This is a genomic window from Ekhidna sp. (assembly GCF_039940915.1).
In the GTDB taxonomy this organism is placed as follows: Bacteria; Bacteroidota; Bacteroidia; order Cytophagales; family Cyclobacteriaceae; genus Ekhidna.
Window position 1 is genome coordinate 261,184 of sequence record NZ_JBDVFO010000003.1, and the last position, 24,409, is coordinate 285,592.

Annotated in this window: 25 protein-coding genes; 7 read left to right on the forward strand and 18 right to left on the reverse strand. The window is 41.3% G+C overall.

Annotated features, from left to right (window positions below; genetic code table 11):
• The 3 genes from ABJF57_RS16115 to ABJF57_RS16125 form a co-directional block, all read right to left on the reverse strand.
• Positions 1-1,056: a DUF2911 domain-containing protein gene (locus tag ABJF57_RS16115; protein ID WP_462232359.1), complete on the reverse strand. Its 1,056-nt coding sequence runs from the start codon at positions 1,054-1,056 to the stop codon at positions 1-3.
• 95 nt (positions 1,057-1,151) lie between these two features.
• Entirely contained in the window at positions 1,152-1,910 is a 759-nt protein-coding gene (locus tag ABJF57_RS16120) for a LytR/AlgR family response regulator transcription factor (RefSeq protein ID WP_462232360.1), read from the reverse strand.
• Positions 1,907-2,971 (reverse strand): sensor histidine kinase, encoded by a 1,065-nt coding sequence (locus ABJF57_RS16125; RefSeq protein WP_462232361.1) that lies wholly within the window; start codon positions 2,969-2,971, stop codon positions 1,907-1,909. Before ABJF57_RS16125 ends, ABJF57_RS16120 begins: the two co-directional genes overlap by 4 nt.
• 128 nt (positions 2,972-3,099) lie before the next feature.
• On the opposite strand from ABJF57_RS16125, the gene ABJF57_RS16130 reads away from it, so the two are divergent.
• Positions 3,100-3,591: a hypothetical protein gene (locus tag ABJF57_RS16130; protein WP_462232362.1), complete on the forward strand. Its 492-nt coding sequence runs from the start codon at positions 3,100-3,102 to the stop codon at positions 3,589-3,591.
• Positions 3,592-3,605: 14 nt separating this feature from the next.
• Here the strand turns inward: ABJF57_RS16130 and ABJF57_RS16135 are convergent, their stop codons facing one another.
• Together ABJF57_RS16135 and ABJF57_RS16140 are read right to left on the reverse strand one after the other, a co-directional pair.
• Positions 3,606-4,226 carry a hypothetical protein gene (locus ABJF57_RS16135; RefSeq protein ID WP_462232363.1) on the reverse strand — a complete coding sequence of 207 codons (621 nt, stop codon included), beginning with the start codon at positions 4,224-4,226 and terminating at the stop codon, positions 3,606-3,608.
• Complete coding sequence (locus tag ABJF57_RS16140) at positions 4,223-4,720, reverse strand: RNA polymerase sigma factor (RefSeq protein WP_462232364.1); 498 nt, start codon at positions 4,718-4,720, stop codon at positions 4,223-4,225. Before ABJF57_RS16140 ends, ABJF57_RS16135 begins: the two co-directional genes overlap by 4 nt.
• A gap of 279 nt (positions 4,721-4,999) precedes the next feature.
• On the opposite strand from ABJF57_RS16140, the gene ABJF57_RS16145 reads away from it, so the two are divergent.
• The 4 genes from ABJF57_RS16145 (at position 5,000) to ABJF57_RS16160 (ending at position 8,428) form a co-directional block, all read left to right on the forward strand.
• Positions 5,000-5,575: a hypothetical protein gene (locus ABJF57_RS16145; protein ID WP_462232365.1), complete on the forward strand. Its 576-nt coding sequence runs from the start codon at positions 5,000-5,002 to the stop codon at positions 5,573-5,575.
• 105 nt (positions 5,576-5,680) lie between these two features.
• Positions 5,681-7,057, forward strand: a complete 1,377-nt coding sequence (locus ABJF57_RS16150; protein WP_462232366.1) for a sensor histidine kinase — start codon at positions 5,681-5,683, stop codon at positions 7,055-7,057.
• Between the two features lie 10 nt (positions 7,058-7,067).
• Positions 7,068-7,754, forward strand: coding sequence for a response regulator transcription factor (locus tag ABJF57_RS16155; RefSeq protein ID WP_462232367.1), 687 nt, complete (start codon positions 7,068-7,070; stop codon positions 7,752-7,754).
• 101 nt (positions 7,755-7,855) lie between these two features.
• The gene (locus tag ABJF57_RS16160; RefSeq protein ID WP_462232368.1) at positions 7,856-8,428 is read left to right on the forward strand and encodes a hypothetical protein; all 573 of its coding nucleotides are present in this window, start codon (positions 7,856-7,858) and stop codon (positions 8,426-8,428) included.
• A 62-nt stretch (positions 8,429-8,490) separates the two neighbouring features.
• Here the strand turns inward: ABJF57_RS16160 and ABJF57_RS16165 are convergent, their stop codons facing one another.
• From ABJF57_RS16165 to ABJF57_RS16210, 10 genes are all read right to left on the reverse strand, one after another.
• The gene (locus ABJF57_RS16165) at positions 8,491-9,963 is read right to left on the reverse strand and encodes an alpha/beta fold hydrolase (RefSeq protein ID WP_462232369.1); all 1,473 of its coding nucleotides are present in this window, start codon (positions 9,961-9,963) and stop codon (positions 8,491-8,493) included.
• 79 nt (positions 9,964-10,042) lie between these two features.
• Positions 10,043-11,149: a helix-turn-helix domain-containing protein gene (locus ABJF57_RS16170; protein ID WP_462232370.1), complete on the reverse strand. Its 1,107-nt coding sequence runs from the start codon at positions 11,147-11,149 to the stop codon at positions 10,043-10,045.
• Between the two features lie 152 nt (positions 11,150-11,301).
• Entirely contained in the window at positions 11,302-12,480 is a 1,179-nt protein-coding gene (locus ABJF57_RS16175) for a hypothetical protein (RefSeq protein ID WP_462232371.1), read from the reverse strand.
• Positions 12,481-12,855: 375 nt separating this feature from the next.
• Positions 12,856-13,458 (reverse strand): CDP-alcohol phosphatidyltransferase family protein, encoded by a 603-nt coding sequence (locus ABJF57_RS16180; RefSeq protein WP_462232372.1) that lies wholly within the window; start codon positions 13,456-13,458, stop codon positions 12,856-12,858.
• 43 nt (positions 13,459-13,501) lie between these two features.
• Positions 13,502-14,023 carry a hypothetical protein gene (locus ABJF57_RS16185; protein WP_462232373.1) on the reverse strand — a complete coding sequence of 174 codons (522 nt, stop codon included), beginning with the start codon at positions 14,021-14,023 and terminating at the stop codon, positions 13,502-13,504.
• A 156-nt stretch (positions 14,024-14,179) separates the two neighbouring features.
• The gene (locus tag ABJF57_RS16190) at positions 14,180-15,661 is read right to left on the reverse strand and encodes a S41 family peptidase (protein WP_462232374.1); all 1,482 of its coding nucleotides are present in this window, start codon (positions 15,659-15,661) and stop codon (positions 14,180-14,182) included.
• Positions 15,662-15,723: 62 nt separating this feature from the next.
• Positions 15,724-16,515 carry an AraC family transcriptional regulator gene (locus ABJF57_RS16195; RefSeq protein ID WP_462232375.1) on the reverse strand — a complete coding sequence of 264 codons (792 nt, stop codon included), beginning with the start codon at positions 16,513-16,515 and terminating at the stop codon, positions 15,724-15,726.
• Positions 16,516-16,596: 81 nt separating this feature from the next.
• Positions 16,597-18,144 carry an SDR family NAD(P)-dependent oxidoreductase gene (locus ABJF57_RS16200; RefSeq protein ID WP_462232376.1) on the reverse strand — a complete coding sequence of 516 codons (1,548 nt, stop codon included), beginning with the start codon at positions 18,142-18,144 and terminating at the stop codon, positions 16,597-16,599.
• A 190-nt stretch (positions 18,145-18,334) separates the two neighbouring features.
• Entirely contained in the window at positions 18,335-18,910 is a 576-nt protein-coding gene (locus ABJF57_RS16205) for a DUF1287 domain-containing protein (protein WP_462232377.1), read from the reverse strand.
• A 94-nt stretch (positions 18,911-19,004) separates the two neighbouring features.
• A complete protein-coding gene (locus tag ABJF57_RS16210; RefSeq protein WP_462232378.1) occupies positions 19,005-19,961 on the reverse strand; it encodes a hypothetical protein in 957 nt (318 codons plus the stop codon).
• Between the two features lie 263 nt (positions 19,962-20,224).
• Here ABJF57_RS16210 and ABJF57_RS16215 point away from each other — a divergent pair, with 263 nt between their 5' ends.
• Together ABJF57_RS16215 and ABJF57_RS16220 are read left to right on the forward strand one after the other, a co-directional pair.
• Entirely contained in the window at positions 20,225-21,838 is a 1,614-nt protein-coding gene (locus ABJF57_RS16215; RefSeq protein WP_462232379.1) for a sensor histidine kinase, read from the forward strand.
• Positions 21,839-21,840: 2 nt separating this feature from the next.
• Positions 21,841-22,581, forward strand: a complete 741-nt coding sequence (locus tag ABJF57_RS16220; protein WP_462232380.1) for a LytR/AlgR family response regulator transcription factor — start codon at positions 21,841-21,843, stop codon at positions 22,579-22,581.
• A gap of 28 nt (positions 22,582-22,609) precedes the next feature.
• On the opposite strand, the gene ABJF57_RS16225 is transcribed toward ABJF57_RS16220, so the two are convergent.
• The 3 genes from ABJF57_RS16225 to ABJF57_RS16235 all read right to left on the reverse strand — a co-directional run bounded on the left by ABJF57_RS16225 (position 22,610) and on the right by ABJF57_RS16235 (position 24,319).
• Complete coding sequence (locus tag ABJF57_RS16225; RefSeq protein WP_462232381.1) at positions 22,610-23,233, reverse strand: START domain-containing protein; 624 nt, start codon at positions 23,231-23,233, stop codon at positions 22,610-22,612.
• A 2-nt stretch (positions 23,234-23,235) separates the two neighbouring features.
• A complete protein-coding gene (locus ABJF57_RS16230) occupies positions 23,236-23,646 on the reverse strand; it encodes a hypothetical protein (protein ID WP_462232382.1) in 411 nt (136 codons plus the stop codon).
• 97 nt (positions 23,647-23,743) lie between these two features.
• Positions 23,744-24,319, reverse strand: a complete 576-nt coding sequence (locus tag ABJF57_RS16235) for a Crp/Fnr family transcriptional regulator (protein WP_462232383.1) — start codon at positions 24,317-24,319, stop codon at positions 23,744-23,746.
• Between the last annotated feature and the right edge of the window lie 90 nt (positions 24,320-24,409).

Consider the following 24,409-nt stretch of genomic DNA (forward strand, 5'->3'; position numbering starts at 1 on the left):
TTATTTTCCTTCAATACCTTCTATCACGCCATCCAAATAAGCATACTGATTCTCAGGTGCTAATTTTCTTGCTTCTTTGTAATACTTCAAAGCCATTTTCTTATTCCCGTCTTTCAAGTAAGCTTCGCCAAGACTATCTGTAAAACCCCATATAAACTGGTGAGTGGAGTTGTTTTTAACATTTAGGGAGAATACCTCAATGGCTTTTTTGGTGTCACCGCTGGTGAGTAACAAATAGCCATATTGGTTGAGTTGAAAGGCATTTGCAGTAGGTATGGCTTGATCCATGACCTTTTTAGCCTCTTCCGTTTCCCCTTTCTTAGCCAACAATCCTGCTTTTACCTGAAGGTTAGAAAACCCACTAGCCATGGAGATGGACTGGTCAATCCAGGTCATTGCTTCTTCCAGGTTGGTATCGTTTTGCAAGCAATAGTTTGCAGCTTGCATGTATCCCCTCCATGAGAATCCTGCAGGACCTTTGAGTTCAGCCCGTGCATTGTCAATGACAATGGCATCCACATCATATGAAATGGTGAAAGGAATCTCTAGGTCAGCCCATCTAAGGACTGCCGTTACATCATCTCCCGACCGATCTTTAAAATCGTAACTCAACCAGTCTTGCATCGGTATTTCATTTGTTTTGACGTCTGCCATCAATACTGCATCCTCTTCAGCGGGATAATTTGTACCCCATGATTTGGCATATTTTGATAGTATGATGCGGATGTTTTCTCTGTCTTTTACAAACATGAAAAGACCGTAGGTGCCTGCGGCGATCGGTTGGTCTTCTAATTCAGCATCATGTGAAAATGTAATGGTTGTGTTTTCATTGGCACCTGCGCGCCACATCGCGCCATACGGAACCAGACCGCCCCAGATTTGGCGATCGTTCGCACCAGGACTGTGATATTTAATGGTCACCTCTGATAGACCAACACGTTGTTTTATTTCAGCGTATTGGCTGGGTCGAGGAAGTGTTAGGTTTTGTGCAAATACGACTGTGGACATCAACATTAATGTCAAAAGAGTAATTGCCTTGTTTGATTTGTAGTTCATGACTTTCATTGTTTTAATCTTTGATGATAAGATTACGGAATGATGCACCCCGTCAATGAATGTTTATGATCAAGTGTGAATGTTGTGATGAACTGTTACCTTAGGTATTGCATGATATCTTGCCGATAAGATCTTCCTGATTGCAACGTCTTACCATCTTTCATGACAAACGCGTACTCATTGTTACTGATGTAGGTACACTTGCTGATGTACCTTCTATTTAATATTATGGATCGATGGATTCTAAGGAAATCATCTGGGTTTAGTTGTTCGGATAGTGTGTTCATGGTTGACCGATACAAGTGTGATTTATCCATCGTTTGGAGATTTACATAATTACCATTGGCTTCAATGTAAAGCACATCATCTAACTCCACGTCATGTTCCCACCCTCGGTCTGCTATGGTGATTTGACTGATAAATGTGTTTTGAGGTCGCTCAAAATCCTTCACCATTCTCATCAGCTTTTCATTAAATGCGGATGTCTTTAGCACTTCGAAGTACTTCCGTAGTTTTTGGATTGACTCATTGAAGCGATCCTCATCGATGGGCTTGAGTAAGTAGTCCAATGCGTGTATGTTAAAGGCCTGGATTGCATAGCTATCAAATGCCGTGGTGAAAACGATGTAGGGGAGCTGCGAAGGTTTGATTTTCTTCACAACTTCAAACCCGTCAAAGTCTGGCATCTGGACATCTAGAAACACTAAATCTGGTTCCTTGAGATTAATTGCTTTTACTGCTAGTGTTCCATTTTTTGCTTCATCCACCACCTTGATTTCAGGATGGGCTTCTAATAACTTTAAAATACGCTGACGAGCGAGGTACTCGTCATCTACAATTACTGCTCTAATCATGATTCTTGAAAAGGAAAAGTGATTTCGGTAATGTACTTAGTGCCATCTTTTCGCTGATTAAACGTTTGGTTTTCGCCATACATTTGCTGCAATCGACTTGACACATTGGAAGTGCCTATTCCATAGCCTTCCTCTTTTATATTGCCGTTGAACTCTTGGATATCATTCGCCACTTCAATTGTCACTCTGGCCCCATTAGATCTTGATGCATGTACCGATATGGTGCCACCTTGTGGCCTTTTAGATATACCATGTTTGATGGCATTTTCAATGATTGGTTGAAGTAAGAGCGCAGGTACTTGTGCTTTTGTGACAGCTTCATCTATTGAAAAGTCGAGATTAAGCCGGTCTTGGAAGCGGATATGTTCGATTTCTAAGTATGCTTTGATGTAGTCCATTTCACTCGCCAATGGAATGCGCTGCTTTTTGTCCTGTTCTAAGATTTCCCGCATTAGGAAGCCAAGTTGCGTAAGCATCTTTTGTGCTTTCTTTGGATCAATGTCGATGAGGGAGGTGATTGAGTTGAGCGTATTGAATAAAAAGTGGGGATGCAGCTGCATTTGCAAAGCGTTAAGCTTGGCTTCATTAAGTTCTTTTTGTTGTTTGGAATAGCTGACATAGTAGGATATTCCCATAATCAGCCCCATGATAATCCAATATTCAAGAAAACTGGAAAATAGCCCGGCACCAATCGCTACTTTATTTCCCGGTGTAAAAAGGTCTCTCAAGAATCCTGCATAAGCATAGTAGGCGAGATCATAGATGCGAACCGCCAGAATTCTATGCACTCCTGCAATCAGGATGCTCAGGACGAGGTGAATAAGGATCGTTCTTACATTGGTCTGTCGATGTTGAAAGTATGCCGCAATCTTTAGCATGATCAGAAACAAAGCACCCCACATGAAATAGTTGATTCCAATGCGAGCTGAAACTGCAAACCAGCTAAAATCGTATCCATAATCATTGATGAGGTAGTCAATGTATTGACGCAGAATGAGGAGGCAGCTTACCAAAATGGCCAGCACAAACGCATGTTTGATCTTAAAGCTGCTGAAATTCATTGGAATGTTTTACGGATTGTTCCATGTTAAAATTACGTGTTTGACGTATTTATACTGTAAATATGTGATCAATGGATAATTTAGTGACAGTTCTCATCACATGCTTTAACTAACAAATAACTATCAAAATGAAAAAAGCAACACAGTTCCTCCATGCACTTCTGATCGGAATCATCTTGACATCTTGCAGTCAAACAGCCAAAACAGGTGAAGCAGATCAATCGGAAGAACGGGAAACATCCACAGCTGAAGATGTAGACCAGCTTACGTGGAGTGATGTAGTAGCTATGGTGTTTGATGATGAAGGAGAAGGCATTGAATGGCATGGCGAAGAAATGGCTAATGAGCTAACAGAATTTCTAGTGATCAATAGTGGTGAACCTTGCGGAGAAGATGATTGTGGTCAGCGATTGGCACTTACTAACATTTCAGATCGTTCCATCACTACCATTATCCGAGGAGACTATGACATAGAAGGGGACCAGTCGTATATTCCAAGAAAGTACATCATTGCCCCCAGCGACACACTCATGATTGGTTGCTCACACCTATGCTATGGAGGAAAAGGGTATGAATTTCCTCGCACCATAGTGGCGAGTGCCTATACAGAGACTGACTAGTTATTTTAGGTTTTCTATTTTCTAAGAACTTCTATCTCCTCAATGATGGCAGTAAGGGTAGCTGTGTTTCTCTTCATGGATATGTTAAAAACGAACTCCGCTACTATAAAAGCAACTAGCATCATTATAGGTAGGATCATAAAAATCCAGCCTATCGGTAGATCTATACCCTCTACTCCAAAGAGATCCCCAATACTCCTTCCTTTTTGATTGTAGTAGGTATAGACCAGCATGGGAAAGAGCAATATCGGAACGCTTGATATTGAAAGACGTTTGTTGAATTTGGCTATGGAGTTTATTCGATCCCTAACCGATATAAGATATTCATAGCAATTACTTTTATAGTCTATGTTGATGAGAGATTTAATTTGTCTTTTCCCTAAGTAGAAGAAAAGTAGAAGTGGCATTGCACCTATGAACCCCCATAAAATGGCATAGTCATTATCGAGTATTATGTTGATGGCAATTACAGCTATGGCCAGAGGGATCAAGGATATAATTTCTTTTTTGAACCGACCAATTAGTAATTCAACTACATTGATTGACTTTTGACTGTATAATTGATTTATTCTTGGAGCTACCAATTTTTCATCGGCAAAACCCTTTTTCCATATGTGATTTATTGATTGCTTCATAAGCTTTGGTTTTCAGTAATAATCTTTTTTAGTCTTTCTTTGATTCGTAGCACTTTCACTCCAATGTTGTTTGCATTAGTTCCGATTATTTGCGCTATTTCACCATTCTTTTTCCCTTCCAGGTAAAGTATTATAATGGCTCTATCGGTCTCTGAAAGTTTTTTTATTCCGTTATACAATTGATTTAAATCATCATTCGAAAATGCCTCAGTATCTTCTTGAACTAACGCTGATGCATGATCCGAATGAACCAATTTTTCAGATCTATTCTTATGTTTTTTATAAAGCGTGAGACACACATTTAAGGATAATCTATATATCCAGGTTGACCATTTAGACTGCCCCCTGAACTTTTCGTGAGAGCGCCATATTTGAAGACATACTTCCTGGTAATAGTCTTCAAAATCATCGTTTGAAGAAGTGTAGGCTCTGCATATCTTAATGATTATCCCTGAATGTGGTAATATGTAATTTGTATAGAAGTCTGAGCTCACACTGAAGTTTTGATTGATTAGTGGCTTGGGGTATGAATCATTACACCTGATTGCTTGAATTTGCGAAATTCAATACCTATTCGATGTGAATGCTATGCTTTAGAGACAGGTTTAATAATAGCTCATAAAATAATTTCCAAGTAGGATTCTCGTTACTTATTTAAGAGATGAGCGAAACTTAAAGCCTATTTTTTAGAATCTTTTGGTCTCTTTTGTGGAAAAGAATTTACTTCGCGTCTCAATTAGTATGAATCGTTGATTTAAGAAGCTTAACCGAAAATGAAATCCCTAAAATTTAGTTTGATTCTGGCGTTTGTTTGTACAATTTCAATCCGATCGATCGGACAGGAGACTTTGCAAGAGAAGTATAATGACATACTGGAAAATACAGAAACATACGAGCAGTACAAGGTAATTCCGCGGACAACTTTGAATGGTTTCTGGTCTGAAGTGTCGGATTCACTGACACAGAACACACGTACGATTAGCGGGTTAAGATCAGAGCGCATTGATCAACAAGCAATGATTGTGAAATTAAATGCTGATGTTGCAAGCCTTCAATCTGAATTGGACGAAAGCCTTAACCAAAACGACTCCATCAGCTTTATGGGCATTTCATTTTCCAAGGTGGGCTATCACTTGATGGTTTGGTTGATCATTATAGTTTTAGCCGTACTGGGAGTGATCGCTTACCTGATGTACATGCGAAGTAACCATGTGACTACCCGTGTGAAAAAAGAACACGACATACTCAACTCCGAGTTTGAGGAGCACAAGGTAAAATCCCGAGAAGCTCAGGTGAAGCTTAAGCGAGAGTTGCAGACGGCAATCAACGATTTGAACGAGCGGAGGTAATTCCGCACTGACCTTAATCAGATTTCTTCAGTTGGGTTAATGTTAGGTTAATGAACCTAACAAGTGAAACTTACATTGGATTCTTTGCTAGGTTTAACCTTAGAGATGAAGCGCAAGATTACACTTCTCATAATTGCCTCAATTGTAGGGCTAATTGCCCTGTCCGCCGTACAGCTGTATTTGGTGAACAACACCTACCAACTCAAAAAGGATTCTTTTATCAAGCAGACCAGAGATGAGGTTTCGCTGATTGACGATCATCTCACCAAAATCGATTCAATGCGATCCGAATGGCGGGACTATATGATTGAAACTGCCGCCGAGTACAAGCAGGGACTAATCCAGCGAGGGCAGGTTTTAGACAGATTTGGACAGAAAACTGCAGAGATGAATCCAGAGTTTCTTTCAGTTTTAAGAGAAGTCCTAAAAGAAAACGCAGGCTCTTCCAGAGTTCAATTCCACAAAAAAGTACGATCCATTATCATTCTAGATTCTTTGCAAAATGACACGCTGTATTCCAAAGAGACGGATTCGAAATCCTACATTCTTGGAGATGATTTTGGGGGTGAGGAATATGAATTGGGGCAATCTACTTCCTACTCAGAATATACATACACTACCCTTCGAGATGGAAGGGAGGTTTCTGAAATGCTGCGACTCAATTTTGAGACTGAAACCTTGATGAATATTGAAGGACGGGAGAATGGGGTGTTGCTTCAGATGAAAGGGTTTTTGCTCATTTCCACCACAATATTCCTATTCGTTTTCGGGGTGCTTTTCTATTCCATCAAAAACTTGATTACGCAAAAGAAGATTGCAGAGGTGAAGACAGATTTCATTAATAACATCTCTCATGAATTCAAGACACCACTTACTACACTTGCACTAGCTACAGAAATGCTCAGAAACGAAGGCAAGCAGCACTTGGACACGATTGATATCATCGAAAGGCAGAATCAGAAACTTCAGAAACTACTCGATCAGGTATTGGATAATTCCCTCAACTACAGTGAAATACACTTGAATAAGGAGTTTATTAATGCGCAGGATTTTCTAACGGCGCTTCTGGACGATTTTGAACTTGCGATGCAGGAGGTGAATATGGATCTGGTACGGGAGTTTAACCTGAAAGAAGAACAGATACTCATCGACCCTTTTTATTTATCTACCGCCATATCAAACATGTTGGAAAATGCGGTGAAGTACAATGAACGAGTACCGAAGCTTCTATTCCGTGCAACCATGGATGCTACAATGAGCATTGTAATTGAGGACAATGGAATAGGCGTTTTAGCGAAGGATCAAAATAACCTGTTTGAGAAATTTTATCGAGCTGGTAATAAAGAGACGCATGACGTGAAAGGGTTGGGATTAGGCCTTTATTATGCAAATCAGGTGGTAATCGCGCATGGAGGGAGCATAGTTGTTAAAAGCAGCTCGGGAGATGGGAGTGTATTCACCATAGAGTTACCGTTAACTTAAATTTCATGAGATGAATAGACATGTTTTGCTAGCGGAAGATGACGAAGATCTAAGGAATGTGCTCGCCCAATACCTCAAAGTATTTGACTTTGACGTCACTAGCGCAAAAGATGGAGAGGAGGCCCTCAGATTTTTTGAAAACAATGCCTTTGACATCTGTGTGCTTGATGTGATGATGCCGAAAATGGATGGGTTTACGCTAGCGGAGAAACTCATCGATATTCATCCGGAAATGCCTTTCATATTCTTGACGGCCAGAACACTCAAAGAAGATAAAATCAGAGGGCTGAAGTTGGGTGCGGACGACTACATTGAAAAGCCATTTGAAGCCGATGAGCTTGTTTTACGTTTAAACAACATCATGAAGAGACATGTTCGAAGTAGCTCTTCGGACCGTCATGAAGTCTTGGGTATCGGTTCGTATGCTTTACATCCTGCTCGTCTCACGCTGACCAGGGCTGATGAGATCCAAAATCTGACGAAGAAAGAAGTAGCGTTGATTCAGTTTTTAGTAGCCAACAAAAACAGGGTCGTCAAGCGGGAAGATATCTTGAGTGCCGTTTGGAAAAGTAGTGACTTCTTCTCGGGGAGAAGCATGGATGTATTCATCAGCAGGCTACGAAAATACTTCAAAGACGACTCCAATATTTCCATCGAAAGTATCCGTGGCGTGGGCCTGGAATTTCGCGTATGTTAATGAAAAAAGCCGCTGAGTTAAAGTCAGGTTAACGTTACTTAAATCTACAGTTATCTTCATTTCGGGTACTACATTTGGCTCAAGAAAAAACTGAAATGGACATGAAAAAATTAACAATGACACTCGCTTTGATTGCTGCCATTGGCGCATTCGCACAATCTACAAGCAGCAGTAAATCAACTTCAAGAACCACTACTTCTGGTAGTACAATTAGTTCAGAATCGAGCATTACCCGCTCCAGCGATTCGTACCAATTTGAAGCCCGCTTTGATGAAGATAAGCACAGTGAAGTACGGCGAATTTTGCAAGAGCGACTAAGCCCCAGCTACCTGACCGATGTAGGAAGCGCATATGAGTGGGAACGAGAAGTTGGTGGCAGAACCTACTTCAATTGCAGACTCACCGAGAACAAATTGCGACTTAGCCTTAACCTTGAGTTAAGTTCGGACGATTTCTATGACCTGATAGATGAGTTGGGTGATGATCTCCGGGATATCATTCAGAAGCACGAGACCCAAACATGGACGCCAATGATTCCTTCATCGCCAAGTCCTCCAGCCAACCCAAACTCCACGGATCCGCAGCTTTTGGATCAAGAGCTGCGTGAAGCAGAGCGCGAGTTGGCTCGAGCTCAACGAAACGTGGAACGTCTGCGAAAGAAAAAAGGGAATTAAGTAGGTGAAAAGGATATATGAAAACCCTCCATGCTTAGAATGTGGAGGGTTTTTCCGGTTTATCATTCGAGTGATGGATGACTTTTGGCTGGTCCTGTTAGTGGAAGAAACTTGATGTTTGAATAGTACGCATCTATCCCTGAAACATCCGCTCCTTTCAAAAATTGAGGTATTGCTCCACTCCAAATATCACTATCCCACATGGCTTGCTCATGGCCTGCATTTCTCACTACCAGATGCGTGACATTGCTGAAACCCTTGGCAAGTTCATTCACCTGTTGTACGGGTGTTCGGCAATCCAGATCACCGGTGATGAATAGCGTTCTCACGGCGGTAGTTAAAGGGGTCGAGGTATCGAAGGACAAGGTTGTTTGTGGCCAGACACTCACGGCTGCACCAAATGGAAAATTCACCACATTGCCGAAAGGGCTTGTCTCAGCTTCGTCTTGAATGCGCTTCAGTCGCTCAGGAGAAACACCGGATGCAATTCCTTGATTGATGCCATTGCCTGGCAATCCGAGGGCATACCTTATTCTTTTTTGTACAAACCACTGCAATAGGGAGTAATCTCCCTGATCAATGCCATAGAGGAGTCGAGGAATCACGGGGATATCATTGACGTCATCTATATCAAGCCTGAGGATCAGGCCTAAACCATAAGCACCCACTTTTACATCTAATGACTTTTTATTGAGTGGATGTTTCACAGAAACCACGGTAGGCTTGTTTTCCAGTTTTTCCATCACCTGCTTCAAGAGCACATTCAGATCGGGAATGACCTGACTGATTTCCTCATTTTGGCTAACCATTTCTGCAATTTTCTTGAAATGACTGTCCAAATAGGAAGGATAGTTGAATGATTGATGAGGTCCATCCGCGCTAACCAGCACCGCATTGGTTATTTTATCCTCATGCAATTTCATTAACGCCATGCCGATGCTTGTACCAAAGCTGAACCCAAAGATTGAGTAGGCATCAATTTCCAATGCTTCTACAAGCGCATTAACATCTTCGGCGTGCGCTTCTATGGTGTATCCTTGAACATCAAGCCCTTTTTTCTCAAATGCTTCAAGAGCCTCTTCGGAGAAACTTTGATAATAGGTGGTGGCTGCATGCTCTGAAACAAAAAAGTTTTCAGGGTAGCCATTTTTTTGGATATGAATGAGCTTTCGGTCTGCGGTGCCCCGCTGATCTATGAAGATCAAATCCGATATTTCAAGTATGTCTATCCAGTCATTCAGGTATTTCGGATTCTCAGCTTGCCACGTACAAGCACTGCCACCTCCTTCTAAATAAATGACAGGTTCTTTAGGGTTTTCAGATAGACTTTTAAGACGGATGTATTTAATCTTGATGGTTCGTGAGTCAGGGTTTGTTCTGTTTTCTGGTACACTGAGATATCCCACCTCACCTGATATCACGATTTCTTCTGAAGTTTTATACTTCTTCTGTTTCAGACTCAGGCTTGGGTTTTGAGCAATGGCATTGGTCATGGTCACTATGAGCATCACAATGCAGATAAAATAATTAGTCATTCTTGTTTTTTGATCAAAGCTGAAGCTGGCTGTGGGATCAAAAAAATCAAAGGAGTCTCATATGGGAATTTGAAACCTTTTAGGTGCTTGATTTGAGGAATTCACTGGGCGTAATGCCCATTTCCTTCTTAAAAGCACGGTAAAACGAAGCTTTGGAGCCAAAGCCTACCTCTTGGGCAATGCCAAGGATGGAGTATTTTTCAACCTCAGATTGACCAGCTAAATCTTTGAATGCGCGCACCCTGTATTCATTGATGAGGTCGTTGAAATTGGTGGCTAAAGATTCATTGATGATCAGCGATACATCATTGATGGGCCACTGCAAGTGCTCCGCGAGTTTGTTTACACTCAGCTTCTGATCACGAAATAATTCATCGTTTTCAATGGCGGCCAATAGTGCAAGTTTGTGCTCTTCTACCTGCTGATCTGTAAACTTAATTTTTGCAGATTTGCCGATGTATTTATTGATCGGATTGATGTATTTGAGAAGGTATAAATACCCAAGTCCATAGATGTATAGGCCCATGATGATACCCAATGGACGATAGATGAGGTAGGAGTTATCATCCAACTGCTCAATATTGAGGAGTGCGACCGGAACTGCGACTGCTAAAAAACCGATGACCACCAGCCAGGTGATGGTGATGATTTTGAACCACTTTCGAATTGCAGGAAATTCCTTTGGCAATAATCGAATGGATTTTGACGCTCGATAGATCAGGTAGGTGTAGATTCCGAGCTGCAGCAGTCCCAAAGCGATCATGATGAGCGCAAAAGATTGGATAGCCTCAAGATTGGCATAGGCCCAATCCTCATTGGATCGGATGAATAGAAAAGTACCGGTGAAAAGGAAGCCATCTAAAAGCAAGCTGGGGAGGAAGTGCAAATACGTGCGAAAGGTCGTCTTACTCTTGACCTCTTTTAAAGAAAGCACATGCAGGTAGGCGAGGGGACCGTATGCCAGGCTGAAGTCCATTGGTATGGGAAACTTCGCGTTGAACCCGCTGATCGACGACTCCAAAATCAAGTGGAGTAGCGAAAGCGAAAACAAAAAAATCAGTATACCCAGGTAGGTATTGGGTTTGTTTCTGGGCCTCTTAAGTAGAATTACACCTGCCAGTATGAATCCCTGAATGACGGCCAGGAAAAAATAGAAGTTGAACGAATCGAGGGAGGTATCAATCATGCCTTGCAAAGATGCCTCGATTCGGTTGAGGAATCAAACAACTGAACTTGAATGATGCCGTAATCGCGAACCTTAGTGGAACGATCTCCTCCTTAAGATCAGCTTATCCCAGTTTCTCAGATTCGCAATGACGGAATGATTACTGAAAAATGCTACTCCTTCTCGAGCACTTTCACTTTTTCCTTTAATTCAGTGTTTTCGGACTTCAGCAGTTGAACTTGTTCGTTCATGTCTATCATGTACAAGGTGAGTTCCTCAACTTTCTTCAGCAGCTTCATGTTCATGTCGCCCAGGTCAATCCCGTTTTCACCGATCTCAGCCGCAGACGGTATTTCCGGAAGGTGCTTGTTTTCAGCGATGTATTTCTTGGTTTCTTCAAGTGTTCGAAGCTTATAGTCTGGCTCAAATACATAATCCGGAACGCTGATATCCGCCAATACTTTCACTTCAGTCGCTCGGATTTGGCCTTCCACTGCGAGCTTGGATTGGGGAGTTGTGGTTCCGATTCCAACATTGCCAGTATTTGATATTGCCATAGAGGCTCCTGCATCAGTTTTGAATACGTGCTTCCCAATACCAAAGACTGCATAATTAATGTTTCTATTTGATGATGTATGACCGATAAACCCAGATAATGGTTCATCATTGTTTGGGTCAACACCCAGAATTATTCCAGCTCCATTCTGTTCAGAAAAACGTGCTGTATAACCATAAGAATTCCCAAGTCTTATATCTAATTTATTTAATGGAGTTGTGGTTCCAATGCCAATATTTCCACTACCATCTATAGTCATTCTATCGGTAGCATTTGTTTGAAATCTGAGATGCCGATCAGTAGCATTTGAGCTATTTACATTGTAAATAGTTGCGTAATCTCCTCCGAATGCATCTCCATTTTGTCCATCTAGCACAAGTTTAGCATGACCACTACTCGTGTTGCCTATGGTGAAATAGGAATCTGTGATATGGCTCCCTCTAAATTGGCCTATGGCTCTATTGACAGACAAAAGATCGATAAGTTGGGTAGGACTAGTAGTTCCGATACCTACTTTTCCTCCGGTATCTTGTAATACTAAATCAATACCTGTAGATATCCCGTAATCATGAGCAACTATCCTTGTATAAGTCCCAGTTCCTTGCAAAAGAATCCCTCTTCTAGAAGCTCCTCCACCATCACCCACGAAGAATCGACCTTGTGCGGCCACTTCTAATTGCTCGTTAGGACTAGTTGTTCCAATACCTACAAAACCAGTTGTAGGAAATGTATTGGTTTGGGTATAAGATGTGAAACAGATTGCGAGGAATAGGACGGTGATTTTGATTTTTTTCATTTTAGTAAGCGTTTTTTTTAAGTAGCGATTAAGCACCATGAATGATGGTGTGCACTCAAATCTACTCAAGCTTGGAAGAAAATGATAGAGCGCTTTATAACATTTCGTAAAACGCATGTGATCATTTGCAATGCAAATTCATTTTTTTGAGAATGAAGCGCCTGAACTTGCATGTTACCGTCATCGCGAACTTAGATGAAGCGATCTGATGCTTGTTCTACACTTACTCGTCTTCGAGACTGCTTCGGTCATTCCTCCCTCGCAGTGACGTTATCTTTTATGGTAATCGTCATCGCGAACCTTGGTGAAGCGATCTTCTCCCAGCGGTTGCTTGGCTCTTGTCTATTGGATATGCAACAAGGATGCAGTAGATATTTAACTGTTGAAGAGCTTGTTCTTTTTGATGGGTATGCCTCGGTTTATTTTGGAAACTGCAAAAATGGAAGGAACATCAGTGGTCCATTTTTTCAATGCAAGAATGATCAGGTTGATCTCAATCCGTGATACAATTCCTAATGCAATGCACAGGATGAAAGGCAACTGACTAACCGGGTTCAGTGTCAGGTCAATCAAAAACCAAAGTAGCGTAAGCGTCCAGAGCTTCGCGAGTATGGAATGCGTAGCGATTGGTTTTTTGAACTTCAGGTAGCTTATGAGGTAAGACGACAACTCCAGAGATACGACAAGAGCGATCCAGGTGATGTTTTCTTTCACAAACGTGAAGTTGAGATAGAAAATGGAGCTGATGGTCAGCAGCCAAAAAAATTGATCTGCATTGGAGTCCCATATTCGAAGTTTTTCTGTGGATACATTGAGTTTGCGCGCGATGATTCCATCAAAAACATCCGTAAGCAATCCAAAAACCATCAGGCCGACAATCCATATTGCATGGCCTTCGGGCTGATAAATGGCCAATATGCCTATCACCAGTCCAATCAATATTCTACTATAGATAAGCGCAAAGGGTATTTTTTGCATAGCCGTACTGCTTTTAACTTAAATCAGAGACCGTAAGGTTAGCTCATTTATTCTCTAAGATATACCGACGGATTGCATTGGCACTTTCTTTTAAAGCATGGATGTCGCCCTCTTTTGCAAGGATTTCTTTGCCCAGGTGTTTTTGAAAATTCAATTCTTCATTGATGAAGTAGTATCGACTTTCCCATCCAGAAATCCCTTTAAAATTTTTCCATTTACTGCGACTTGGTGCTTCCGCAAAAAATTCAAAGGTCTGATACACATAGATCAGCTGTTGATCGTCAAAATAGAATTCGGAAGACAATTGCCCATTTGACGTCAAGCTGATTGTGATTGCCCGATTGATGAATCCATCTCTTAGGTGAGCGGTTAGTGAAGTGCCATGTGTATTAGCGGCTTCCAGCTGGGTATTGGTAAGAAAGAAAAACGTTTCGTCCTTGTTTTCATAAATGAAAGAGGTAGTCTTCTTTATCCGATCAACTACCGTAGCATCTCCGCTTGTTAATTCCTGCCCCTGGAGGCAAAGCGCAGGCATTAGCATTAACCCAAAAATTAGTCTTTTCATGATGGCAATCTTTTTATCGGTTTTTCGGAGGATCACAGTCTTCATTCAGTTTTGGTTTTATAGAACAACAATAATGCCGCTAGACTACCTTAATGGAAAGGTGCGATCAAAACTGAAATTAACCGAAAATATGAAATGATGATTTGCGTGCGAAAATTACTTGCCGTTTTTAATCAATGCTAAAACATATTCCAATTCAGCGTCTATCCCATCCGAGTATTCCTCGAAAGTAGGGCCAACCTGATGGCCCGGTATTACCCCTCTCCCTAGTGGAATGTCATCACTCTTAAAGGTTGTTGAAAACTTGAGTAGTGGTATTCTTATTTCCATTTGTGTGTTTGGTAGAAGTAGAAAAATATAAGAACCGCTGGTTTGCCCATAAAACCCTCCACCGGTTTCTTCACCAATGAATGTTGCCCTATTTTGCGATTTGGCAATTGAGGCAAATTCTGAACCACCCGAATATGTTTTTCCCGAAATCAGAATGTATACATTCCCTTTGAAGGGCTTTTTTTGTGGCAATTCAGTTGGCAATACCTCTGTTTTCCTTAAAAACAATCCATCATTGGTCAGGTAGTGTTCATCCCAAAGCCATCCATATAGGTCTTCTTCGCGGTCTTTGTAATTTGTGAAATCGATGAAGGAATAGGTCAAAGCACTTGATACGACGTAGTTGTATTTTTTGTATGGCTCACGGGTAAGGTAGGAGTATAGATAGTCCTCAGCACCTTCCGATCCGCCACTGTTGTTCCGAATATCTATGATGAGATTTTTAACTTTTTCCTTCGTGATTATGTCAAAAAGACTATCAACTGCATGCTCGAAATTGAGTCCTTCCCGTTCATAACTTCCATAGCTAAAACTGTTAAAGTTGAGCAAGGCTGTTTTTGTGTTTGATCTTATTTCGAAGGAATAAAGTCCATTATTTCGTTCATTTTTTTTCCTTGGGTTTTCCTTTGAAATAGAGATGAGGCTATCCCTATCTACCATTGAAATCGATAGCTCTGTTTCTGTATTTGTTTTGGGATCGATGAGACCAAGAGAAACATCCGTTTTCTTAAAATCATGGATGAAATCCAGGTAACTTCCTGAAAATCCAAAGCGATCTAAGTTCTTATATTTCCCCGTAGTGGTGAACCCATCAGATAGTCTTGATGTGTGATTGAATATGGTTTGCAGGATCGTATCTATGGAAACTCCATCAAGGCTTTTAATGACCTTGCCTTTTGTTTCATAAGTGCCTAAATCGTTGATCAAATACAGCTCCTTATTGATTGTTTTTATTCCAAATGGCAGATAGTGTTTTGCACCTGATCGTGTATAATTTCCTATATCCTTTGAGGATGAAACACTTGAGTGACCTTCTTTATCCGCAGATACAATGAATGATAACACTCTGTAAAACTCATATGAGCTCATCCCATCATGAATCTTATCCCTGTTTTGCTTGAAAATTGCTTCATATGCTGCGAAACTGGTATACCAATAAAGTCCTGGGTGAGCTTCTTTCAAGGATGAAACGACTAGATCGTAATCTTCTAAGAGCTGTTCTTTGTTAAACACGTCGAGCGTAGATTCGTCTTGAGCGAATGTAAAACTGGACGTTAGTGTAATAATGATGGAGAGATAAAACTTCATGTTCTTTTTATTTTGAACCAAAGATGAAGTTTTGATGAGCTAGTCTATTGTAAAATATTTCACTACTCTATGAAAAGCGCATTTTGAAAATCCAATGGGTTTACTCCAGTAAACCGCCTGAAATTTTTGTAGAAATGCGAAGTATCGTAAAAACCACAATCAATCGCTACACTGAAAATTGATTTGCCATTTTTGAGCATTTTTTTACTTTGTTCTATTTTCTTTAAAAGGACGTAGTTGTTTGGTGTTAACCCTGTCTCTTGCTTGAACAAGCGAATGAACTTGTATTTGTTTATCCCGAATTGTGAAGCAGTTTTTTCCAATGAAAAGGAGTCAAACTTGGTCTCGTTAAGAAAACTTTGAAAAAGTCTAGTGGTTGCGAGGCTGGTAGGCTTGACAGTCGCATAATTAGTCACCAATGATTTCAATGCCTTCACCAATCGACTTTCGAAAGGAAAATGGTTGTTGCTATAATTCTTGGATAAGAAGTACAATTCACGGAAGAGGTCAGCATCATAAATGATCTTGTCTTCGAAGAACACATCGTCTCCATTGTTAAAATCTTTGATTGCTTCCGGCGAGACGTAAAAGGTAAAAAAGGAATTGCCCAAATCCTGATCACACGGTGTGGCATGTACTTCATTGGGATTTGTTATGGATAGGGTTCCTGACGGGGCTTTTAAGAATTTATCAGAAAGCTTAGTGTTGAATGTAGTGTCTAAAATCAGAGCGATATTAAACGTGTCATGGGTGTGAAAAGGAAAATCCAATGTGTGAGATTTCGCATGCAAGAGTTCTAGACCATCGAGCATCGGTAGTTGATGGTATTGACTTACGTTTCTTGTGTTGATCAAAGGTTGAGCTCTTGGTTTTCGAAAGTAACGATAAGAAGACTTGTTGAAATATACAGCATTCGAATCAACGTTAATTACAAATTACCAGCTGGTTGGTATATAGTCTTTCAGGAATTTGCCACACCAATGCTTTCCAGTGTTGATGCCATCGAACAGTGGATCCATTACACGTGCTGCTCCGTCTACAATGTCCAATGGTGGCTGGAAATCATGAATTTCTTCTTTCTTTTTAGCCAGTTCAATGGGATCTTCATCTGTGACCCATCCGGTATCTACGGCATTGGTATATATTCCATCTTTCGCAAATTCTGCTGCGGAAGTAAGGGTCATCATGTTGAGTGCAGCCTTTGCCATATTCGTATGAGGATGGCGAGATTCTTTGTGAAACTTATGGAACTTGCCCTCCATGGCGGAAACATTGATGATGTGTTTCATACCGGTGTTTTCCTTTTTCATAAGGTGGACCAAACGATTGCACAAAACAAACGGAGCTACAGAGTTAACAAGCTGCACTTCCAGCATTTCGTGTGTATGTATTTCTCCCAATTTCAATCGCCAGCTATTGGTCTTTCTCAAATCCACCTGTTGCAGGTCCGCGTCCATTTTCCCAGAAGGAAAAACCTCTTCCGTTGAGAGTGAGTGATCAATGTTATAGGCGATCTGCGATAACTTTGCAGAAGCGCTCAGGCCAATGCCTACTTGTTTTGCATTCCAAGAGACGGGTAGATTCTTATCCTGTCCTTCAACCATCGAGCTGATTGCTCCCAATTCGCGTAAGCAAGCTTCATGATCCGATAGGATGTTTTTTACAGCGGGAGGTAATTCAGCAAGGGGACGTTCTTCATTGGGTAGCAAATGTTGATAGAAGCCTGCAGGACGCCTCACAGTCTGTGCGGCATTATTGATGAGCACGTCCAGTCGGTCGTATTGCTGTTCGATGTAATTGCAAAAGATTTCTACGCTGGGAATATGCCGTAGATCCAATCCATGGATTTTAAGTCGATGGCCCCAGGTTGCAAAATCCTCTTCTTTGGCATAGCGCAAAGCAGAATCCACGGGAAACCTGGTGGTCGCAATCACGGTGGCTCCAGCTCGCAACATCATCAGCGTGATGTGATAACCTATTTTGAGTCGGGAACCTGTAACCAAGGCAACCTGACCAGTAAGATCAGCTGTTTGAAAGCGCTTGGCGTAATTAAAGTCACCGCAAGATTCACACATGGTGTCGTAAAAGTGATGCAGCTCGGTAAATATTTCCTTGCACACGTAGCAATTGCGCGGAGCCACTGATTTACCAATGGGCTTTGCTTTCTCTTCAGCTTGACCTATCATTTTAGGTGCTACAAAAACAGCCGCTTCTCTTGCACTTCGTATGCCCGTCTTGTTTCGAGCGTGCTTGTCCTTTTCAGCCGCTTTGCGTTTAGCTATTTTTTTGGCGTCCTTTTTTCGCCTTTTGAACTCGTCTCTTTGAGGCCTTGATAGCCGACCGGCTTGCTTAATAAGCTCAATTCTTTGATCCTTTGGAATCTCAAATATTTGACGAGTGTCTCCATTCAATGTTGCTAAAATGGAAATGCACTGATCAATTTGTTCTTTGCTCAATTGATCTTCCCCTTCGTTGATTTCCATGTGTAATTACTGTTCTAAGTATGGGTGCTAGTGTTTCAGCTATTGCCCCGTCTGTTTTAAAAATGCGATGGATGAAATCCAAAGTTGCAAAACTACACCCATTGTCAACATCCGTGGCGATGAATAAAATGGATAAGTGAAATAGTATTTGCCGTGTAGGTGGATGGCGAGAGGTGCCTTGATCGAGAAGCTACTTTTGATAGCGATAATGTCCGATTATCCGAAAATCAAAAAGCATGTCTTCAATTACCTGTCCACTGCCTATGTTGTGCACGACTTTGAATCTTGTCCCATCATTGGATCGTTCATCGGTCACTATCCCTATATGCGTGATTGCCCCACCTAGGTTCCAGCAGACAATGTCGCCGGGCTTGTATTCTTGTGGGTTGGTGGATGTGCTGAGTGTGGTTCCGTGTCGTTCAAAGAATTTCATCAAGTTTGGAACCCTCCTGTGATCAATGTTTTTGTCGGTATTGGTTAGTCCCCAAATGTCCGGATACTGTTGAAAATTACCTTTCATGTCTTCATGCACTTCTTTTTGTAGGTCAATTCCCATTTTACGATAAGCTCTGACGACAACATCGGTGCAAACACCTTTACCAGCAGGCACATCTCCGTTTGGATAGGCCATTGAAAAATAGCTGGGATCATAAATTACGCGATCCAACGAGAGGGTTTCTGCTGAGTCTGCAAGTTGTTGGTGAAAGTTAGCCTGTGATAGAGCTAAGGCTGGAATCAGGTAAAGTAAGATGCAATGTATTCTCATGTTGTGGTGGAATGCTAGTGACTTTATAACGATCGTTGTGTCGTATATCTTTTGTTAGACCTATGGGTCTTTTTTTGGCGCAAGGACTAGACACTTACATGATGCTGAATTTCATCATTTTATACGATTCTAATTTTTTCAAGTCGATGACCTCCTGTGTATTGGTGTCAAAATTGTCCAGCTGGGTGTTGATTATAAAATATAAGTGCCCATCTAAAATGTCAAAAGTGGTGGGAGTTCTAAAGTCTTCCGTGAACTCGATGATTTTTTCACTTCCCAAAACCTCTGTGCCCGCATTGTTAAGCTCAAATTTGAATAAGCCATTTCGGGAATTGTCACGCCAACCGTTTACGATTCCATACAAATCATTTTGATAGAATTTCAAGCCATCGATACCCAAGTAAGCTTCCTTGGGTTGGTTTATTAGCTTTTTTGATATTCTGTCAATGACACAGATTCCATTGATGGATGCTAGGTAGAGGTAGTCATTTGTGTCAGAAATGGTGATTCCGTTCGAGTTTGAAACCTCTTCAGAGTCGATGTAGACTTCAATGGTTTTATTTGGCCTTTGAATTTTGTAGATTTTATTGCTTTCAGAATCGGTTATGAAAATCTCATTATTGGAGCTAACTGCTAAATCGTTTAAGTATTGAAAATTCGAATCGGCGATTGAATATGAGTCAATCATGTCTCCCGTAGAAAGTTGCAAAAGCAAAAGAATGGATGCGTTTTGATCTGTTGTAAGGCTATTGCCAAGCGCATATAAAGTGTCTCCTTTGATCGTCATTCCGAAACCAGCCAAATAGTTGTATTTACCAGTTTCCAGGAAATTTTGAGGGCTTTTGCCGTTGATTGCACTATTTACTATTTCCTTGTTTTTCAAACTGTTCAGGTAGACTTTTTTAGTCCTGCTGTCTATGGCAATGCCTTCAGGAAATAAATCTTTCGCAAAAGGTAGCTCTATCAACTCCGCTTTTTGATCCGAACAGGAGAATAGAACGAATACCAGGATTGAGAAAACAGGTATGCTAATGACGGGTGTGCTTTTCATTTTGGGAGGCGGTTCTATGGAATGCGTTGACGTTAGGATAATGCGTTGATTGAGCTGAATTGATTGCTATGAAATTAGCGAAATCTAAAGATTTACATGGGAGTGGTAGGTGAATTTTGGATATGTGCGCTTATCAGTGACTCTAAGTGGGGGGCTGTCCCTTTGCTCATATTCTATCCGGATATACATCGATGATAACCAAATCTACATTGGAGCTCCTATGGTAGGCCATGTTCGAGCAGCTTCGAGAAAAAATTAACTTTATGGAAACAATAACTAGAACACTCGAAACATTAACGGCATTCGTTAAACAAGTGAAAGATTTAATGCATGATATGATTAGGAAGTTGGTTTCGTGGGAATGCCTCAAGAAGAGCATCCTACCCGTAAGCCTCTTCTTACTCCTCAGCTCACAATTGTCTGCGCAGCATTTCATTGAAAAAGGCTCCATGCGGATAGGTGTTGAAGTGGTACTGAAGGGAATCAACCTACCCATCGACAGTTTGTGCGAGGGATTTGATCCTGTGACGAACCATCCGATCAACCTCATCATTCCTGAAAATAGCTCCATCTTGATTACCAGAGATTCGACCATCAGCAGTGGCAATTACCTGGTCAACTCACGAAATCCGAGATACATCAATGAGCCAATGAGAAAATCTGGCTTTAATCTAAGCTCCTCACCTGGAAGCGCACATACGTATACGTTCATCAACGATATTACCTCGGACTCGCTGAGTGTTAGCTGGAAAGTGGATTACGCAAACATTGAATTAGTTGACCTTTTTCCTTCCAGTTATTTTTCGGATTACTTGTCCTTTCAATTTCAGATCCTGTTTGAAGAATACCCGGACACTTCGCAATACGATTGGGCACAAGAGGAATATATCACAGAACTTGATGCGAGAGGCTTGCCGATTTGGCCCAAATTTCCACATGCAGACAACGGGCTTTTATTTGTTCCGGGAGAAGTAACGGAGGATGCTTTCATTTACCTCAAAGGCTATCACGAACAGCCGCAACCTTACAACGAGGATGATCCTTTTGGGCTGTTCATCTACGAGGATTTGCCGGTTGGGCATTACGAATTCATTGTCAGGCCCTACAAGGACGCACCGGATTCAAAAAGCTTGATTTATCCGTTTACCATTCTGAAGCCCTGGTGGTTGAAGACACCTGCGTTGATCGGGTTTACCTTTCTTTTGACGCTTACATTGGGAGGTTTATTTTTCCTCATCTATCGCAGGCGCCAGCGCAAACGTGAGACAGAATTGCGATGGAAACAGCAATTATCTGAAGCGGAACTTAAGGCTATCAGAGCGCAGCTTAACCCGCATTTTTTATTCAATGCCTTGAGCTCCATCCAGAACCTGGTTACCCAGCAAAAGAATGAAGTGGCCAATACGTATTTGACCAAGCTTTCGCGGCTCTTGCGAAATGTGCTGTCAGCATCAGAGCACACGTTTCATGAATTGCGCAGTGAGCTGGCGTTAGTCGAGTTGTATCTGGAACTTGAAAAACTGAGATTCCCCTTTGAATATGAAATCAAGATAAATGAGAAGGTTAATCAAGATTCGCTCACTCCTGTCATGTTGCTTCAGCCTTTTGTTGAAAATGCGATCAAACATGGCATTGCCGGACGAGAAGATGGGAAAGTTGTCGTGAATATCCACACAATCAATGGAAGTTTGGTTATAGAGATACTTGACAATGGACCGGGATTATCAAAGCCTAAGGCAAACTCTACTGGTTTGCAGCTGAGCAAAGATCGCATCGGTCCATTGAATGACTTATATGGAAAAGAAACCACCATCGAGATTGCGAACAGGACAGATCAAAATGGGGTTTGTGTGCGCATAACCCTACCAATAGAATAAGAATGAAAGAATACAGTGCACTTATTGTGGATGATGAGTCTGGAAATCGCGAATTGCTTACTTCGCTGATTTCTGACCATTGTCCTCAGATCAAGCGCGTGCTGACGTCAGCGTCTGTGGAGGGGGCCGTTCGCGTGCTGAATGACCAAACCATCGATGTGGTTTTCCTGGATATTGAAATGCCAGACGGGTCAGGTTTTGACTTGCTGAACCGACTTAGTAGTATCAATTTTAAGATCATTTTTGTGACTGCATACGATGCCTATGCGCTGAAAGCTATCAAATACAGCGCATTGGATTACTTGCTCAAGCCGGTAGATCCCTCCGAACTAATAGCTGCGGTAAAGAAGTTGGAGGCAATAGACGCTCAGCGTGAAAAACTGGATTTACTTTCTCATAACCTGAACCATGTTCAGGACAAGAGGATTGCTCTATCCACACAAGATGAGGTCATTTTTGTGCATGTCAGCAGCATCATCCGTCTGGAAGCAGAAGCGAACTACACGCGGGTATACAGGCTTGATGAGCCTCCATTGCTGCTTTCGGGAAACATTGGCCACTTCGAGAAATTGTTGCAGGATCAGGAGTTTTACCGTCCGCATCAATCGCACCTCATTCATATCCGTCATGTGAAGAAATATGTGAAATCTGAAGGTGGTTATTTCCAGATGGTTGACGATGGTCAGGTTCCCATCGCGCGATTGAAAAGAGAAGAGGTGAAAAGACTGTTTCTAAGCCAGTGATTGGATATGTTCTCTCACGTAATGTATGCTAGGGGATCTTATTTTCTTTGAGAACTCGCTTCAGTCCAAGTAGGGTTTTAAATGGGAGTTCAGCAATGGAATTGTTTGCCAACCAGCCTGGGACATTGTCACCAGGTTCGGAGTGAAACACGTAGATCACGTCAGTATGGGTGCCTAGGGACTGTAGCAGAATGTATCCTTCTGCTTTTTTCATCCGCACCACTCCTTTTTTTGCTGGAATATAATCCGGTAGTCCATTGAGGGATATTTTTACCACTCCAGAGTCAAGCGCTTTGATTGACATTTTGTACACCATATCCCTATTTCTATAGGGCCAAGGGAATATGGTTTCTACATAATTGTACTGGATGTCCTTCTCATGCCTCAGAAGTTTTGACGTTTTTGTATAGCCGTACCACCTGGCATAATCATCGGCGTTTTTCAATACTTCCATTATTTCATCTGCTGACGCCTTAAGGCTAGTAACGGCTTTGAAAGCTTTGAAAACTGAACCTTTTTTAGCTTTTGTGTAAACGACTATTCCACTTTCTTTTTTGTCAATTTCCCATGCATTCTGTCCCGCACTTTTATGCGTCATCAGAAAGGATGCGCCAAGGAGCAGCACCAAATTCCAGTTGACCTCCATTTTCATGATCAAATGATCTTATGGTTTGTCTTGTACAGGCGGAAGAAGTAATAAACGAAAAGCAGTGAAAAGATGAAGTCACCTACGATAACGATGTACACTATGGAGTTAGCAAGCCCGGACAAATGAAATTTCAACAAAGAGATGGCAAAACCCACTTTCCCAATGCCACCTACGATGACAATTCCTGCATGTTTTAGCGGATTGTAAGCAACAATTGAGTAGCCGATAAAATAGACCAGCGTTGTACCCCAGGCTCCTTGATAAATGGCATGGATAAGGGGGTCTGTCAGTTCTCTGTCAAAAAACCCGTTGAAGGTATAGGCCGTGTTGAAATAACCAAAAATAGAGCCGATCAAATTCCACACGGCTGAAATGATAAATATGACTCTGAATAACTTAATTTCTTCTTTTTCCATCGCAATAAAGTTTAGTAGGGTTAGCGTATTTAAATTCTATTGCAAAGAAGTCGCATTAAAAAAGCGCATGCATTTACATATGTAAAGAAATGAGAGGCTATCGAGCTATTTTGTTCCTTATTCTACTCAATTGTGTTGGACTGATGCCGAGGTAAGAGGCGATGTGATACTGCGGGATTTTCAATTCAATGCCAGGGTATTCTTTTTGCAATATTGAATAGCGCTCGTCCGCATCCAGCATTGCCATTTCAATTTCCTTTTTTTCATTACTCAAAAAGTAATTCTCGGCAATAATTCTTCTGAGCCTTTCGATTTCATAATTACCTTCTGATAGCTCTTCAATTTTGTAAAAAGGGGCTTTCCAAATTTGGCAATTGGTGAGTGCTTGCTGGGCGACGGTGTTTTTTTGTTTACTGATGAGAGAGGCATACGAGCCTATTATTGAAGGCGCTGAAAAAAATGTTTTGTTGTACTCTTTCCCATCACTATTGACATAAAAGGCTCTCACAATACCCGTTTCTAAAAACGCAATTTCTTTTGCAAACTGTCCCTTTCTAATAAAGTATTCCCCCTTTTTCAGTTCATCAAAAACAAAAACCTCACTCATCAAGCTTAATACCTTTTCGGAAAGCGGAATGGTATTGTTAAAGAAAGCTATTAGGTTATTCATCATTTGATTGTCTGGATTCTGTTCTAGTAGTGCAGATGATATTATTCAAACAAACATCCCCACTAAAAGTACTGAAATCTGCGAATTACAGAC